Raw genomic sequence first — 15,152 nt, 5'->3', positions numbered from 1 at the left:
ACCACTCAGCGCGACACAGTACAGGGAATATTCGATGCGCATTCTGATTGTTGAGGACGAGCCTACTCTCGGCCAGCAACTCAAATCGACACTGGAACAGAACGGCTATGCGGTGGACCTTTCCACTGATGGCGAGGACGGCCATTTCCTCGGCAGCACGGAAGAATATGACGCTGCCGTGCTCGATCTGGGCCTGCCCGAAATCGACGGCCTGACGGTTCTGGGCATGTGGCGCAAGGAAGGGAGGAAATTCCCCGTGCTGGTGCTGACAGCGCGCGATAGCTGGAGCGACAAGGTCGCAGGGCTGGATGCAGGGGCAGACGATTACCTTGCAAAACCTTTCCAGACCGAAGAGCTGATAGCTCGCCTGCGCGCCCTGATCCGCCGTGCATCGGGTAATGCCTCTTCCGAGCTGACGGCAGGCGATGTCCGGCTGGATACACGCTCAGGCCGCGTCACGCTGAATGGTGAGCCGGTGAAGCTGACCGCGCAGGAATATAAGCTGCTCAGTTACCTGATGCACCACAAGGGCAAGGTGGTGAGCCGGACGGAGCTTATCGAACATATTTACGACCAGGATTTCGACCGTGACAGCAACACGATCGAAGTCTTCGTCACCCGCATCCGCAAGAAACTTGGCGCAGACGTTATAACCACCATCCGTGGCCTCGGTTACAGCCTCGACGACCCCGCAGACGCACCCCGCGAATAGCGGCAGCGATGATGGCGATGTCCCTGCGCCAGGCGCGGAAACGCTTCCGGGTGGAGCGGAGCACGAGCACGCCTATCATTACGAGGAAGAGCAGGGCGCCACGGTAACGCATACCGGCAGCCTGTCCCGCCGCATGATGATGATCGCGGCGGGATGGATTGTCATCTTGCTTTCGGTGGGCGGGTTCGCGCTCGACCGGGTTCTAACTAACCAATTGGAGCAAGAATTCGACAACCGCCTGCTGATCCCGCTCAATGCGATGCTGCGGTCGGCAGAAGTCGACCCTATCTGGGGTGTCCGTTTCAATTCGATCCTGGGTAACCAGTCCTATCTCGAACCGGGCAGCGGATCCTACTGGCAGATCAGCGGTGACGGTTACGATCCCTTCCCTTCCAATTCGCTCTGGGACGACCGGCTGGTAGTGCGTGAAGGCGAGTTCCTGGAGCCGGTATTTTACGATTCAGTTCAGTTTCGTGACGAGGCCTTGCGTATCGTCCAGCGCACCGTTCAGTTGCCCGGCAGCGATGTGCAATGGCAATTCGTGGTGGCGCAGAACCGTGAGGAGATCGACAACCAGATCGCGCAGGTCCGCCTGACGCTCATCTGGTCCTTCGCCATTCTCGGCATTGGCCTATTCCTAATGGCGATGGCGCAGACATGGTATGGCCTCGGCCCGTTACGCCGTGTGCGCCAGGCGATTGCTCGCATACGCACCACCGGAACCAACCGGGTGACAGAGCCGCTCCCGCTCGAAGTGCAACCGATGGTGGAAGAGCTCAACGCGCTGCTTGAACATTCGGAAAAGCAGGCGGAGGAAGCGCGCACCCATGCCGGCAACCTCGCCCATGCGCTGAAAACTCCGCTCACCGTCCTCAACAATGCCGCGCATGCGCAATCCCCCGATCTACCGGAAGCCGTGCTGCGCGAAGCCGATGTGATGCAGCGCCATGTCGACCACCACCTTGCCCGAGCAAGAGCCGTTGGTCGCCGCGCTACGGGTTTGTCGCGCGCGAGCGCAATGGAGAGCGCACAAGGCGTCGAGCGCGCGGTCTCACGCCTTTACCAGCACGTCCGCTTCGATATCGCGGGCAGGGATACGGATGTCGCGATGGAGCGGCAGGACCTTGATGAGCTGCTCGGCAATCTCATCGAAAACGCCGCGAAATATGGCGGCGGCAGTGTCTTCATCACCATCGATGCAGAGCCTGATGCAAAGCGCTGCGTCATCTGGATCGAGGATGATGGCATGGGTATTCCGGAGAAAGAGCGCGATGCCATTTTCGGCCGCGGCGCGCGGCTGGACATGAGCAAGCCCGGCACCGGCCTCGGCCTCGCCATCGTCCGCGATGTGGCGCAGATTTACGGCGGCACGGTGTCTCTGCACGAAAGCGAGGATCTTGGCGGATTGCTGGTAAAGCTGAAATTGCCGCGCGCAGGCTGAGCCGCCCACGCAAAGCTTTCTATCTCACAACGAGGCTGTTCAGATTTGATGCACAGCTCATCCTTCATAAAGCACGGGTTGAAGGATTTTGTGGGAGATCACCTATGTCCCCCCGCATTTTAGGGGCAATCGCCATCGCGGCGTCATCATTGGGCCTTGGGGCCTGCTCTACATATTACGACGATTATGGATATGGCCAATCCGGCGTCAGCGTCGGCGTGTCCGTCGGCTCATACCCGTATTACGGCTGGTATGACGACTATTATTATCCGGGCGTCGGCTATTACGTTTACGATCGCTGGGGCCGCGAATATCGCTGGTCTCGCCGCCATCGCGACTATTGGTATGGTCGCCGCCAGGGACACCGTGAATTCCGCCCGCACTGGCGTGAATATGGCTATGAAATTCCGCACCGCTATCGTGACCAGCGCCGCTGGCGAGACCGTGACCACCGCGACTATCGCGATGATCGCCGTTACCGGGACCGCGATGGGCGTCGCTATCGTGATAGAGATGGCCGCCGTTACCGCGATGACGATGATCGCCGGCGCGACCGCGCACGTGATCGTCGCCGCTATGGCGGGGATCGGTTTGAAAACACCGGGCGTGACGGGCGTATCGACCGCTCCGCTCCGGACCATGCAGGCGAAGTTAACAGGCGAGACAGGGCAGACCGCGATCGGCGCGGTGGCCGGGTAGACCGCAACCGTGATCAGCGACCCCGTGCCGAGCGGCCGCGTCGCAATGACCGCGCAGATCGGCCACGGCGTAATGATCGGGCAGATCGCCCGCAGCGGCCCCCGCGCGCAGAGCGACCGCAGCGTCCGCCGCGCGCCGAGCGTCCGCGTCGGGATGATCGGGTAGATCGTCCGCGCCGCAATGACCGAGCGGATCGGCCGCAACGTCCGCCACGGGCCGAGCGGCCTCGCCGAAATGATCGGGCAGAGCGCCCACAGCAGCCACCGCGCGCAGAGAGGCCCAATCGTCGGCAGAATGCGGATAGGCCACAGCGCCCAAGTCCGCAGGCCGAGCGTCCGCAGCGCCGCGAACGTGCCGAAAGGCCACGGCGCAGCGATCCGCAGCGGCCAGCGCGCAGCAGGCGCGACCGGGCCGATCCGGAACGTCGCGGTCCGGATTGATCGGCAAGTCAGACTTTCCCTTGGACGGGACAGGAAGCGCGCGGGTGGCTAGTCCCCGCGCGCTTTTCTGTGGTGGCGGATCACTTCATCGATGATGAAACGCAGCAGCTTCTCGCTGAATTCAGGATCGAGATCGGCTTCGACCGCCAGCGCACGCAGCCGTGCGATCTGTTTGGTCTCTCGCGCGGGGTCGGCTGGGGGCAGGGCGCTCTTCGCCTTATATTCACCAACAGCCTGCGTAATGCGAAAACGCTCCGCCAAGATGTGAATGAGCGCCGCATCGATATTGTCGATGCTTTTGCGAAAGGTGGCGAGCTGCGGATCGGTCGATTCAGTCATTGCGCAATGCTTAGCTGTCCTGAAACTATATTGCACGTGCGAATGCGGCTGAAATGCCGCCTTGCCAAGGCGAGCGCTTGCCCCCATTGAGAGCCGCATGAGCGACAACGTCGTCCCCCTGAAGCGCACGAATGGCGGAGAACAGCCTAGTCTTTCTCCCATCCTGTCGCTGACAGCCACGCCCATGAACCAGGTCAATTCGATCATTCTCGATCGGATGCAGAGCGAAATTCCGCTGATCCCTGCGCTTGCCGGTCATCTGATCGCGGGCGGCGGCAAGCGGATGCGGCCTATGCTGACGCTCGCCGGGGCGGAAGTCGTCGGCTATCAGGGCACGCGCCACCACAAGCTCGCCGCTGCGGTGGAATTCATCCACACAGCCACCTTGTTGCATGACGATGTCGTCGACGGCAGCGAGATGCGGCGCGGCAAGGAAGCGGCGAACATCGTCTATGGCAATCCCGCCACCGTCCTGGTGGGCGACTTCCTGTTCAGCCGCGCTTTCGAGCTGATGGTGGAAGACGGCAGCCTGAAGGTCCTGAAGATCCTCTCGAGCGCAAGCGCGATTATCGCACAGGGCGAAGTCGACCAGCTTGTTTCGCAGCGAAAGATCGAAACCTCGGAAGAGCGTTACCTGCATATTATCGGCGCGAAGACTGCTGCACTTTTTGCAGCGGCTAGCCGGATCTCCGCCGTGGTGGCCGAATGCGGTGAGGAGGAAGAGGAAGCGCTCGACAGCTACGGCCGCAATCTCGGCATAGCTTTCCAGCTGGTGGACGATGCCATCGATTACGATTCCGAAGCTTCCGAAATGGGCAAGGATCGGGGCGATGATTTCCGCGAAGGCAAAATGACGCTGCCGGTGATCCTTGCCTATCAGCGCGGCAATGATGAGGAACGCCGCTTCTGGCAGGATGCCATCGCCGGTTTCACGACCGAGGATGAGGACTTGGCTCATGCGGTCGACCTGATCCGCAAGCATGATTGCGTATCGGCCACGCGAGAACGCGCGCGCCATTTCGCCCAGCGCGCCTGCGATGCGCTCAACATATTCCCCGATTCCGCCGCGCGCCGCGCCATGGTGCAGGCCGCGCAATTTGCCGTCGCTCGGGGGTATTGAGGGCGGTCAAGGTGGCCGCAGAACTCCCCATCCATGCCGTATTGCCGGACCTGCTCGCTGCCTTGCGTGCGGGCAATTCCGCCGTCCTGGTCGCTCCGCCCGGAGCGGGGAAGACCACGGCGGTGGCTCCCGCTTTGCTCGATCAGGAATGGTGCAGCGGCCAGATCATCATCACATCACCCCGCCGTGTCGCAGCGCGCGCTGCGGCGGAGCGGATGGCGCAATTGCTCGGCGAGAAAGTGGGCGAGCGGGTCGGCTATCTGACCCGGCTCGACAGTCGCAAGGGCAGCCGCATCAATGTCGTGACCGAGGCGATATTGGTCAATCGGCTGCTCGAAGATCAGGAATTGGACGGCGTGTCAGCCCTGCTGTTCGATGAAGCGCATGAGCGCTCGCTCGATAGCGACCTCGGCCTCGCGCTCGCGCTCGAAACGCAAGGGATCCTCCGCGAGGACCTGCGCGTGTGCGTCATGTCCGCAACCATCGACGGCGCACGGTTTGCGCGGCTGATGGGCGATGCAACGCCGGTGATCGAGAGTGAAGGCAAAGCCTATCCGCTCGATATTAAATGGCTCGGCGCGTCGCCGGAAAAGCGGCTGAAGGATGCGATGACCTCGGCGATCCTGACGGCGTGGCGTGAGGAAGAGGGTGACATCCTCGCCTTCCTTCCGGGTGTTGGTGAGATCAGCCGGGTACAGGAGCGGCTGGAAGCGAAGCTGCCGAACACCCCCGTGCTGCCACTGCATGGCCAGGTGCAGCCCGCTGACCAGCGCGTTGCGATCCGTCGTGATCCTGATGGCAGGCGGCGCATTGTCCTTGCCACCAGCATCGCCGAGACTTCGCTAACGCTCGATGGCGTTTCGGTGGTCGTGGACAGCGGGCTTGCCCGCCGGGCCGAATTCGATCGCGCGGCGGGAACCACCCATCTGGTCACGACGCGCGCCAGCCAGGCCGCAGCAGCGCAGCGGGCGGGCCGAGCGGCGCGTCAATCGCCGGGTGTTGCTTATCGCCTGTGGGAAGAGGCCGGGCATGCGGGCAGGCCCGCCTATGACACGCCGGAAATGCTCTCCAGCGATCTGGCGCCGCTGGTGCTGGGGCTGGCGAAGTGGGGCGTTGGCGATCCGCTGAGCCTGCAATGGCTCGACCCGCCGCCAGAAGGGTCGCTCGCCAGTGCACGCTTGCGGCTGGAGAAGCTCGGCGCGGTCGACGCGGAGGGACGTATCACCCCGCGCGGCGAGCAGATCGCCAGCCTGCCGATGGACCCCGTTGCGGGCGCTGCTGTTCTGCTTGGCGCAGAGGCCGGTCAGGCGCTCGACGCCGCGAAGCTGGTCGCGCTCTCGCAGGAGCGAGGTCTCGGCGGGCGCGGTGAAGATCTGATGCAGCGCCTGTCCCGGTGGCATGGCGATCGCGGCAAGCGGGCCGACGGCGCGCGAAAGCTGGCAGAGCGATGGGCAAAGGCGGCTGAGCGGCTTGTTTCACCCCACGAAACCTCATCGCGCAATGCGGCTCTGTTCCTCGCGCTCGCGCAGCCGGACACTATCGCCCGCCGCCGTGATCCATCGGGTGAGAACTGGGCATCCGCCGGTGGGCGCGGCTTCACTCTTGATCCTGCGTCACCTCTGGCGCGCGCCGAGTGGCTGGTGATCGCCGATGCGCAGGGACAGGCCAAAGGGGCTCGCATCACAGCCGCAGCAGAACTGACAGCGCAGGAGATTGAGCAGTATTGTGCCAAACTGATTGAGACCCGCACTGTCGCGCGCTGGAATTCCGGCGAGAACCGTGTTGAGGCGAGGCGCGAGAAGCGGCTTGGCGCGATAACGCTTGCGAGCGGGCCGGACCCCGATCCTGATCGTCAAGCTTTTGTTGATATCCTTGTGGAGAAAGCTGTTGAGCGGCTGGGGAAATTGCTGCCGGCAGGGTTTCTCGCCCGCGCACATTTCGCCGGGATCGAAGCACTGAGTGAAGAGCAGTTGGGCGCGCGGGCTGAGGAATGGCTCGCCCCGCTGCTGTCCGGCAGGCGCGACCTCGACCTGCCACCGGGGCGCTATGCCGAGGCCGCGCTGCACCTCCTGTCGTGGGACGAACGCCAGCAGTTGGATCAGCGTGCCCCCCGACAATTCACCAGTCCCGCGGGTACCAGCCACGCTATCGATTATGCGAGTGAACATGCGCCGAGTGTCGAGGTGCGCGTGCAGGCGCTGTTCGGGCTAGACCGCCACCCGATGATCGGCACAACGCCGTTGCTCATACACCTCACCAATCCGGCCGGGCGACCTATCCAAGCGACCCGCGATCTCCCCGGTTTCTGGCGCGGCAGCTGGGCGGATGTGCAAAAGGATATGAAAGGCCGCTACCCCAAGCATCGCTGGCCGGATGAGCCTTGGACGGAAAAACCGAGCTTAAAGACCAAGAATGCTTTCAACCGGTAACTCCCCTCCCGCTAGCGAGAGGGGATTGAGCGTTGCGCAAATCGGCTTTAAGGGCTCTCCTATGGCAGACGCACGTATCTACAAGCGCCCGCAAAGCGCGATGCAATCCGGCAAGGCTCTCACCGATCAGTGGGTGCTCGATTTCGTTCCGGCAGAGGCGAAGAAGCCCGACCCGCTGATGGGATGGTCCGGCAGCGGCGATACGCGTCAGCAGGTGCAGCTGAAATTCCCCAGCTGCGAGGCAGCGCAGGCCTATGCCGAGAAATACGGCATCGCGGCCCGCGTGCATTCTGTCCCGCCCAAGAAGCTGAAGCTTCAGGCCTATGCGGACAATTTTCGGTAATCTAGTTTTGCGAAGCGGCATCCGCCGCTTCGTCCTCGCTAGATGCGCAGGCAAGCTGCGCCCGCTGCGGGCGGCCGTTCGGCCTTGCGGTTTCTGCGAAACCGATTTGTAGCGTTGCAATCGCGCTTGAATTTGTCGCCGACCGCGGCCATATGCGCCGCGGGAGTCGGGTGGACGTTCGCGTTTGCTCACCGGGTCAGGTCCGGAAGGAAGCAGCCCAGGTAAATGGCAGCGGGTCGCTCGGCTCCTTTTCACAACATCATCCGGCAAGCGCGATGACATTCGCGTGGTGAGCGCCTAGTCTTGCGCGCATGAGTGATTCCCCCGAGAATTCTGACACGCCGCCATGGATCGACAATGGCAATGATGCGCCCGCGCAGGAGGAGGAAAACAAGCCTTCCGCTGCGGAGCTTGAGGCTGCGGGGCAGAATTCCATGTTCGGCGAGGAGCCGTCCGAGGCAGCGCCGGAGCCAACGGCTGAGCAGGCGCCCGTTCCGGCCACTCCGGCTCCCGAAGAACCCTCTGCTATTGAAGCAGGCTCGACGGCCCCGCTGCCATCGGCCACCGATCCCGCGCAGCCATACCGGGTGCTGGCGCGAAAATACCGTCCGCAGACATTTTCTGAACTGATCGGGCAGGAGCCGATGGTTCGCACTCTGGGCAATGCCATAGAACGGGACCGGCTGGCGCATGCCTTCCTGATGACCGGCGTTCGCGGAGTCGGCAAAACCTCGACCGCGCGCCTCATCGCCAAAGCATTGAATTGTGTGGGGCCGGATGGGCAAGGCGGACCGACCATCGATCCATGCGGCCAGTGCGAGCCATGCCTCGCCATCGCAGAGGGGCGGCATATCGACGTCATCGAGATGGATGCGGCGTCTCACACAGGCGTGGACGATGTGCGCGAAATTATCGAGGCGGTGCGCTATGCGGCCGTGTCGGCGCGCTACAAGATCTACATTATCGACGAAGTTCACATGCTTTCGCGCAACGCATTCAATGCTTTGCTCAAGACCCTTGAGGAGCCGCCTGCGCATGTGAAATTCCTCTTCGCCACCACCGAAGTCGACAAACTTCCGGTCACCGTCCTCAGCCGCACGCAGCGTTTCGACCTGCGCCGCATCCCGTCCGATCTGCTCCACAAGCACTTCGCCTGGGTCTGCGAGCAGGAGGGCGTGGGCGCGGATGATGAGGCGCTGGCGATGATCGCGTCGGCTGCCGAGGGTTCGGTGCGAGATGGGCTTTCGATCCTCGATCAGGCGATTGCTCATGCCGATATGGAATCGGGCGATGGCTCCACCAAGGTCAGCGTGGACCAGGTCCGCGATATGCTCGGCCTGGCCGATCGCGGGGCGCAGCGGCGGCTTTTTCAGCATGTGCTCGAAGGTGAGCCGCAGAAACTTCTCGCCGCGATTGCAGATCAATATTCGCTGGGTGTGGAGCCGCTTTCGCTGATGCGCGCGCTGATGGAATTCACGCATCGCGTCGCCGTCGGCCAGATTGGCGAGCCTGACGCGCCGACGGAGGAAGAGCGCGCGGCAATCAGTGAATGGGCGCAGCGCTTGTCCGCCGGGCAAGTCCATCGCCTGTGGCAACTGCTTTTGAAGGGCCATGATGAAGTGCGCACCGCGCCCGATCCGCTGGTGGCAGCGCAAATGGCTCTGCTGCGCGCGATGCATGCGGCTGACATGCCGGACCCGGGCAAGCTCGCCAAACAGCTGAAGGATTTCGCTTTGACCGGCGGCGCGACCGGCACGCCATCCGAGGGCGGGGCACCTGCGGTAGGTGGCGGAAACCCGGCAGCGCATTGGCGCGATCTGGTCGAGCAGATCGAGAATTCAGGGATCGAAGGTGCGTGGACGATGGGCAGCCTGCTGAAAGGGCAGGTGCGGGTCATTTCGCTCGCGCCCGGTCGCTTGGAATACACGCAGCCATCCGGTTTCGACGATAACATCACGCCGCAGATCAGGCAGGCTTTCCAGAACGCCTTTGGCTCGAAATGGGAAATTATCCGGGGCGAAGGCGAGGGCGCTCCGACGTTGAGCGAGCAGGACGAAGCCGCGCGGCAGGCAGAGGCGGACAGGGTGCGCAACCATCCGCTGGTGCAGGCCGCCTTTGCTGCTTTCCCCGATGCAAAGGTGGTCGAAGAACAGAAGCCAGCCCGCCGCAGCGAGGATTGGAGCCGCCGCGCCTGACGCGCAACTGTGCTATCATACTTGAATAGCTGGCGATGATCCCAAGCTAGAATAGACAAGCCAATTACCGACTGATCAGCCGAGGAGCCCCCAGATGCAGAACATGGAAGAAATGATGAAAGCCGCGCAGGAAGCTGCCGGGAAGATCCAGCAGCAGATGCAGGATGCGCAGGTAAAGCTCGACACGATTGAAGTCGAAGGGACTGCAGGCGGCGGCCTCGTCAAAGTGCGGGCCAGCGCGCGCGGCCGGATGATCGGCGTGGAAATCGATGAAAGCCTCATCAAAACTGAAGAAAAGCAGATCCTCGAAGACCTTGTCACCGCCGCTTTCAATGATGCGCGCGACAAGGCCGACCGCAAGGCCGGCGAGCATATGGCCGAAATGCAGCAGGGCCTCGGCCTGCCGCCGGGCTTCAATTTGCCTGGCATGGGGTGAAATCTTGCTGGCATGGGGTCTTGATCCCAACTATATTGCCCCCCTGATCGTGATCAGAGGGTCTCACTGATGAAATTCATTTCGAAACAATCCCTCGCGGCAGCCGCTGCGATGTGCGTCGTGATGCCTGCCGGCGGGGCGCAGGCGCAGGATGACACACGGACGCTGGCCGCAAGCAGCCCATGGGTACTCGATTTGGCTGAGGACAGCTGTGCCTTGCGGCGGCAGTTTTCCGATGGGACCGACACCGCTTTCATGGAAATGCGGCAGTTTTCGCCTAACGGCGCTCTGCAATTCATAGTCTATAGCGATACGATGGAGACGCGCAGCCGGCGCTTCCGCTATCAGGTGATGCCGGACACCGAAGAACGCGAAAACCCGAACGCTTTCCGGATTAGCCTGAATGATGGCGGAACAGGCATGATGTTCAATGGCTCGCTTTCAACAGCAGCCATGGCCGAAGCCGCCAGCGATGGTGACATCGAAATCACGGACGAACAACGCCGTCAGCGTGAAGCGGAAGTTACGGGCATTCATTTCTCTAACTCATTTGAGCACCCACTGGTGCTCGAAACCGGCTCGATGGCGGATCCGATGGGAGCCATGCGCGGTTGCATGGACAATTTGCTTACCTTTTGGGGCATCGACGTCGACGCGCATCAAAGCCTCACTCGCGAAGTGCAGCCATTGCGCATGCGCCAATGGGTCCATCGATTTGTTCGTGAGTACCCTTCCGGTGCCCTTAGGGAGGGCGAACAGGCTTCACTGAATTTGCGGCTGATTATCAACACCGAAGGTGAAGTGGAAGAGTGCCACGTCCAATCTGCCGTCGGCCTTGAGGTATTTCATGATACGGCCTGCGACGGCTTGAGGCGGCACGCCCGGTTTGAGCCGGCATTGGATGCGGCTGGAAACGCGATCCGGAGCTACTGGACTACCTCGGTCCTGTATCAAATTGGCTAAGCGCCTCATCCACACTTACTCATCCGCACCGGTTGCGATGCGGCGGGGGTGGCCCCATATCTGATGCCAAGTGATTGTGGGCGCGTGAGCGCTCGCCAGACCAACGGATATTGATATGAACGCCTACCCCCTTCTTCCCCTGCGCGACATCGTCGTTTTTCCCGGCATGGTCGTCCCGCTGTTTGTCGGACGTGACAAGTCGGTGGCGGCGCTGGAGGCCGCGATGGAAGCCGATCGCGACATCTTCCTAGTCGCACAGCTCGACCCTGCAACGGATGATCCGGAGCGCGGTGATCTCTACGACATCGGCACTGTCGCGCAGGTCCAACAGATGCTGAAACTGCCGGACGGAACGGTACGCGTGCTCGTCGAAGGCAAGGTCCGCGCAAAAATGAGCGAGATGCGCGCCGACGGCGAGTCCGTCCTCGCGCAGACGGCAGCTCTGGATGAGACCAGCGCCAGCGGCACCGAGGTGGCCGCGATGATGCGCAGCGCTCTCGAGCAATTCGCCGACTACGCCCGCACCAATAAAAAGCTGCCCGAAGATATCGAAGCTGAACTGGCAGATATCGACGATGCCGGCCGCCTGGCCGATGCCATCGCTGCGGCGCTTTCCGCCAAGGTCGATACCAAGCAGCAATTGCTGGCTGAGACCGATGCGTTGAAGCGGCTGGAAATGGTCTTCTCCGTCATGGAAGGCGAGATTTCCGTCCAGCAGGTGGAGCGCAAGATCCGTGGCCGTGTGAAGCGGCAGATGGAGAAAACCCAGCGCGAATATTACCTCAACGAGCAGATGAAGGCGATCCAGAGCGAGCTGGGTGGCGGCGACGGTGAGGATGGCGATGAGCTTGCCGAATTGCAGAAGAAAATCGAGGAAACCAAGCTTTCGAAGGAAGCCAAGACCAAGGCTGAGAGCGAGCTGAAAAAGCTGAAAAGCATGCAGCCGATGAGCGCCGAGGCGACCGTTGTGCGCAATTATCTCGACATCCTGCTCGGCCTGCCATGGGGCAAGAAGAGCAAGCTGAAGAAAGATATTGCGAAAGCGCAGGACGTGCTCGATGCCGATCACTATGCGCTCGACAAGGTCAAAGACCGGATCATCGAATATCTCGCCGTGCAGGCGCGCACCAACAAACTGAAGGGGCCGATCCTGTGCCTCGTCGGCCCTCCGGGCGTCGGCAAGACCAGCCTTGGCAAGAGCATCGCCAAGGCGACCGGTCGCGAGTTCATCCGGCAGTCGCTGGGAGGCGTGCGCGATGAAGCCGAAATCCGCGGCCACCGCCGCACCTATATCGGCTCACTGCCGGGCAAGATCGTGTCGAACCTCAAGAAGGCCGGGACCAGCAATCCGCTGTTCCTGCTCGATGAAATCGACAAGCTTGGCCAGGACTTCCGGGGGGATCCCGCTTCAGCCTTGCTCGAAGTGCTCGACCCCGAGCAGAACAACAAGTTCCAGGATCACTATCTCGAGCTCGATATCGACCTCAGTGACATCATGTTTGTCACCACGGCAAACAGCCTCAACCTCCCGCAGCCGCTGCTGGACCGGATGGAGATCATCCGGCTGGAAGGCTACACAGAGGATGAAAAGGTCGAAATCGCCCAGCGCCACCTTATCGCCAAGCAGGTCGAAGATCACGGCCTGAAGGATGGAGAGTTTACGCTCACCGAAGAGGGGCTGCGCGACCTGATCCGCTATTACACTCGTGAAGCCGGCGTGCGTACGCTGGAGCGCGAGATCGCCAATCTGGCGCGTAAGAGCCTGCGCAAGATTCTTGAGAAAGAAGTCGAAAGCGTCACGATTACGGCGGATAATCTCGGCGACTTTGCCGGGGTGCGCAAATTCAAGCACGGCATGGGTGAAGAAGATGCGCAGGTCGGCGCGGTCACCGGTCTTGCGTGGACGTCGGTCGGAGGCGAATTGCTCACCATCGAAAGCGTTACCACGCCGGGCAAAGGCGAGGTGAAAACCACCGGTAAGCTGGGCGAAGTGATGAACGAGTCCATTGCCGCAGCATTCAGCTTCGTAAAGGCGCGGGCGCCTGCCTACGGCATCAAGCCGAGCATCTTCCAGCGCAAGAATGTGCACATCCACCTGCCCGAAGGCGCAGTGCCCAAAGACGGGCCGAGTGCAGGCATCGGCATGGTCACTTCGATCGTTTCGACGCTGACGGGCGTTTCCGTCCGGCCTGATGTTGCGATGACGGGCGAAGTTACTTTGCGTGGCCGCGTCCTCGCTATTGGCGGACTCAAGGAGAAATTGCTTGCGGCGCTTCGCGGCGGGATCAAGAAGGTTCTGATCCCCGAAGAAAACGAAAAAGACCTCGCAGAGATTCCGGACAATGTGAAAGAAGGCTTGGAAATCGTACCGGTTAGCCATGTTGATCAGGTGCTGGAGCACGCGTTGACCGCCATTCCCGCGCCCATCGAATGGACCGAAGCGGATGATCTCGCCAGCCAGCCGCAGGGCCAGGCGGGCGGCACGCCGCCCGCAACCACTGCGCATTGATTCGCTCTCGTAGCGATTAGCTACCGAAATTCGCCCGCGGCGGCCCTCACGTAATTTCCGTGATGGGCCGCTGCGGGCAATTTTTTGCCAGTGGAAAGGCCGATTGCTTCACACCCTCTTAAAAAAGAGCCATTTTTGCGATGAATGCCTTTGACAGCGGGGGAGAAAGTCGCTCAATTCGCCGCTTCGGCTGCCCGTGCAGCTTCACAAAATCCGACAAATTCCAGTGAGGGGGTTTTCCAGACAATGAACAAGAACGAAATGATCGGCGCAGTAGCAGACGCAAGCGGACTGTCGCGCAATGATGCGACCAAGGCTGTCGAGGCTGTGTTCGACACAATCACCAGCACGCTGTCCAAGGGTGATGAGGTGCGACTGGTTGGTTTCGGTACGTTCTCCGTCGCCAAGCGCAAGGCCAGCATGGGCCGTAACCCGCGCACTGGCGAACCGATGCAGATCAAGGCATCGACCCAGCCCAAGTTCAAAGCTGGCAAAGGTCTTAAGGACGCGGTCAACTGATCGCGAGAGAGGGGGCTTCAGGCAGCTTTTACGCTGCGTGAAGCGAGGAGGGCCACCCCGGGGGGTGGCCCTTTCCGTACCTGCTGAAGAAAAGCGTGGCGCTCAGCCGCGCGTCGCGATGGCGTATAGAGCGATGGCTCCGGCGTTGGAGACATTCAGGCTTTCCATCTCCTCACTGATCGGCAGTTTGGCGAGCGCATCGCAGTGCTGGCCAACATTGTGCCGCATGCCTTCGCCCTCTGCGCCGAGCACGATTGCGACTGGGCCGGCTGGGAGAGCTTCGGCAAGCGTCGCTTCTGCTTCGCCTGCGAGGCCAATCCGCCAGTATCCGGCATCCGCCATTTCTTCGAGCGCGCGCGCCAGATTGACGACGCGTACCCAAGGAACTGTCTCTAGTGCACCTGAGGCGCTCTTACCGATCACGCCGCCCTCAGGCGGGGCGTGGCGATCCTGAGTGACAATTGCAGCAGCATTGAACGCGGCAGCAGAGCGCAGGATAGCGCCAACATTGTGCGGATCGGTAACCTGATCGAGCACGATAATCGGCCGCGCAGCGTCAGCATCCATCACATCTGACAGGTGCAGATCATCCAGCGGCATGCATTCGAGCACCAGGCCCTGATGCGGCGCATCCTTGGCGACGAGCCGCGCAAGGTCGGCGACTTCGGCCCGCTCCAGCGGGAAATCGGGCGGCAATTCACCATCCAGCGAGTCGATCCCTTCCAGCGTCGCCCACAGCTTGATGTGCTGACGGCGCGGGTTTTTCAGCGCGGCTTCCACCGCATGGCGACCCCACAGGCGGACGTTGCCCTTCCCCGCGCGGCCAGAACCGCGCCCGCCCTGCATCCGGCCGGCGCGCCCGCGCAGACCCTTTTTACCTTTGCCTTTGGCCATAAATTCTCGCCTGCCGATCAGTTTCTGCGTGCCTCCTGCCAGCAGGCCTGTTGACAGGCAAGCGGTGCTTCGCCAAAGGGGCGCCTCTCGGCAGGAAAGTGCTCGTGACCAGG

The 15,152-nt window shown here is 61.8% G+C and carries 14 protein-coding genes and 1 other RNA gene; 12 read left to right on the top strand and 3 right to left on the bottom strand.

Features of this window, described 5'->3' with window-relative positions; all coding sequences use genetic code 11:
• Window positions 1-34: 34 nt before the first annotated feature.
• The 3 genes from I5L03_RS10100 (at window position 35) to I5L03_RS10090 (ending at window position 2,852) form a co-directional block, all read left to right on the top strand.
• Window positions 35-712 (top strand): response regulator transcription factor, encoded by a 678-nt coding sequence (locus tag I5L03_RS10100; protein ID WP_197921658.1) that lies wholly within the window; start codon window positions 35-37, stop codon window positions 710-712.
• Window positions 663-2,153, top strand: a complete 1,491-nt coding sequence (locus I5L03_RS10095; RefSeq protein ID WP_325100161.1) for a sensor histidine kinase — start codon at window positions 663-665, stop codon at window positions 2,151-2,153. Before I5L03_RS10100 ends, I5L03_RS10095 begins: the two co-directional genes overlap by 50 nt.
• A 252-nt stretch (window positions 2,154-2,405) precedes the next feature.
• Window positions 2,406-2,852, top strand: coding sequence for a hypothetical protein (locus tag I5L03_RS10090; RefSeq protein WP_197921657.1), 447 nt, complete (start codon window positions 2,406-2,408; stop codon window positions 2,850-2,852).
• Here the strand turns inward: I5L03_RS10090 and I5L03_RS10085 are convergent.
• Both I5L03_RS10085 and I5L03_RS10080 read right to left on the bottom strand, forming a co-directional pair.
• Window positions 2,805-3,299 (bottom strand): hypothetical protein, encoded by a 495-nt coding sequence (locus I5L03_RS10085; RefSeq protein WP_197921656.1) that lies wholly within the window; start codon window positions 3,297-3,299, stop codon window positions 2,805-2,807. The two genes, I5L03_RS10090 and I5L03_RS10085, sit on opposite strands and share 48 nt — an antisense overlap.
• A 41-nt stretch (window positions 3,300-3,340) precedes the next feature.
• Window positions 3,341-3,631 carry a chorismate mutase gene (locus I5L03_RS10080; RefSeq protein WP_197921655.1) on the bottom strand — a complete coding sequence of 97 codons (291 nt, stop codon included), beginning with the start codon at window positions 3,629-3,631 and terminating at the stop codon, window positions 3,341-3,343.
• Window positions 3,632-3,728: 97 nt separating this feature from the next.
• Between I5L03_RS10080 and I5L03_RS10075 the strand changes: the two genes are divergently transcribed.
• The 9 genes from I5L03_RS10075 (at window position 3,729) to I5L03_RS10035 (ending at window position 14,145) form a co-directional block, all read left to right on the top strand.
• Window positions 3,729-4,751 (top strand): polyprenyl synthetase family protein, encoded by a 1,023-nt coding sequence (locus I5L03_RS10075; protein WP_197921654.1) that lies wholly within the window; start codon window positions 3,729-3,731, stop codon window positions 4,749-4,751.
• Between the two features lie 11 nt (window positions 4,752-4,762).
• Window positions 4,763-7,180: an ATP-dependent helicase HrpB gene (gene hrpB, locus I5L03_RS10070; RefSeq protein WP_197921653.1), complete on the top strand. Its 2,418-nt coding sequence runs from the start codon at window positions 4,763-4,765 to the stop codon at window positions 7,178-7,180.
• A 61-nt stretch (window positions 7,181-7,241) separates the two neighbouring features.
• Window positions 7,242-7,523 (top strand): ETC complex I subunit, encoded by a 282-nt coding sequence (locus I5L03_RS10065; RefSeq protein ID WP_197921652.1) that lies wholly within the window; start codon window positions 7,242-7,244, stop codon window positions 7,521-7,523.
• A 159-nt stretch (window positions 7,524-7,682) separates the two neighbouring features.
• Window positions 7,683-7,777: signal recognition particle sRNA small type (gene ffs, locus I5L03_RS10060), an RNA gene on the top strand.
• A 57-nt stretch (window positions 7,778-7,834) separates the two neighbouring features.
• Complete coding sequence (locus I5L03_RS10055; protein WP_197921651.1) at window positions 7,835-9,718, top strand: DNA polymerase III subunit gamma/tau; 1,884 nt, start codon at window positions 7,835-7,837, stop codon at window positions 9,716-9,718.
• A gap of 94 nt (window positions 9,719-9,812) precedes the next feature.
• Window positions 9,813-10,154 (top strand): YbaB/EbfC family nucleoid-associated protein, encoded by a 342-nt coding sequence (locus tag I5L03_RS10050; protein WP_197921650.1) that lies wholly within the window; start codon window positions 9,813-9,815, stop codon window positions 10,152-10,154.
• Window positions 10,155-10,370: 216 nt separating this feature from the next.
• The gene (locus I5L03_RS10045; RefSeq protein ID WP_197921649.1) at window positions 10,371-11,117 is read left to right on the top strand and encodes an energy transducer TonB; all 747 of its coding nucleotides are present in this window, start codon (window positions 10,371-10,373) and stop codon (window positions 11,115-11,117) included.
• Window positions 11,118-11,232: 115 nt separating this feature from the next.
• Window positions 11,233-13,626 (top strand): endopeptidase La, encoded by a 2,394-nt coding sequence (lon, locus tag I5L03_RS10040; protein WP_197921648.1) that lies wholly within the window; start codon window positions 11,233-11,235, stop codon window positions 13,624-13,626.
• Window positions 13,627-13,872: 246 nt separating this feature from the next.
• Window positions 13,873-14,145 (top strand): HU family DNA-binding protein, encoded by a 273-nt coding sequence (locus I5L03_RS10035; protein ID WP_197921647.1) that lies wholly within the window; start codon window positions 13,873-13,875, stop codon window positions 14,143-14,145.
• Window positions 14,146-14,247: 102 nt separating this feature from the next.
• Here the strand turns inward: I5L03_RS10035 and rlmB are convergent, their stop codons facing one another.
• Entirely contained in the window at window positions 14,248-15,039 is a 792-nt protein-coding gene (rlmB, locus tag I5L03_RS10030; RefSeq protein ID WP_197921646.1) for a 23S rRNA (guanosine(2251)-2'-O)-methyltransferase RlmB, read from the bottom strand.
• Window positions 15,040-15,152: the final 113 nt, after the last annotated feature.

Origin of the sequence: Aurantiacibacter sediminis (assembly GCF_016019885.1) — a bacterium.
Lineage (GTDB): Bacteria > Pseudomonadota > Alphaproteobacteria > Sphingomonadales > Sphingomonadaceae > Alteraurantiacibacter > Alteraurantiacibacter sediminis.
Note: the sequence above shows the minus strand (reverse complement) of the source record. Positions and strands in the feature narration are given on the sequence as shown.

What these genes read in the sequence shown, in the direction of transcription:
- I5L03_RS10100 (WP_197921658.1), top strand. Translation starts at nt 35, where the DNA reads ATGCGCATTCTGATTGTTGAGGACGAGCCTACTCTCGGCCAGCAACTC.
- I5L03_RS10090 (WP_197921657.1), top strand. Translation starts at nt 2,406, where the DNA reads ATGACGACTATTATTATCCGGGCGTCGGCTATTACGTTTACGATCGCT.
- I5L03_RS10080 (WP_197921655.1), bottom strand. Translation starts at nt 3,631, where the DNA reads ATGACTGAATCGACCGATCCGCAGCTCGCCACCTTTCGCAAAAGCATC.
- I5L03_RS10075 (WP_197921654.1), top strand. Translation starts at nt 3,729, where the DNA reads ATGAGCGACAACGTCGTCCCCCTGAAGCGCACGAATGGCGGAGAACAG.
- I5L03_RS10065 (WP_197921652.1), top strand. Translation starts at nt 7,242, where the DNA reads ATGGCAGACGCACGTATCTACAAGCGCCCGCAAAGCGCGATGCAATCC.
- I5L03_RS10055 (WP_197921651.1), top strand. Translation starts at nt 7,835, where the DNA reads ATGAGTGATTCCCCCGAGAATTCTGACACGCCGCCATGGATCGACAAT.
- I5L03_RS10050 (WP_197921650.1), top strand. Translation starts at nt 9,813, where the DNA reads ATGCAGAACATGGAAGAAATGATGAAAGCCGCGCAGGAAGCTGCCGGG.
- lon (WP_197921648.1), top strand. Translation starts at nt 11,233, where the DNA reads ATGAACGCCTACCCCCTTCTTCCCCTGCGCGACATCGTCGTTTTTCCC.
- I5L03_RS10035 (WP_197921647.1), top strand. Translation starts at nt 13,873, where the DNA reads ATGAACAAGAACGAAATGATCGGCGCAGTAGCAGACGCAAGCGGACTG.
- rlmB (WP_197921646.1), bottom strand. Translation starts at nt 15,039, where the DNA reads ATGGCCAAAGGCAAAGGTAAAAAGGGTCTGCGCGGGCGCGCCGGCCGG.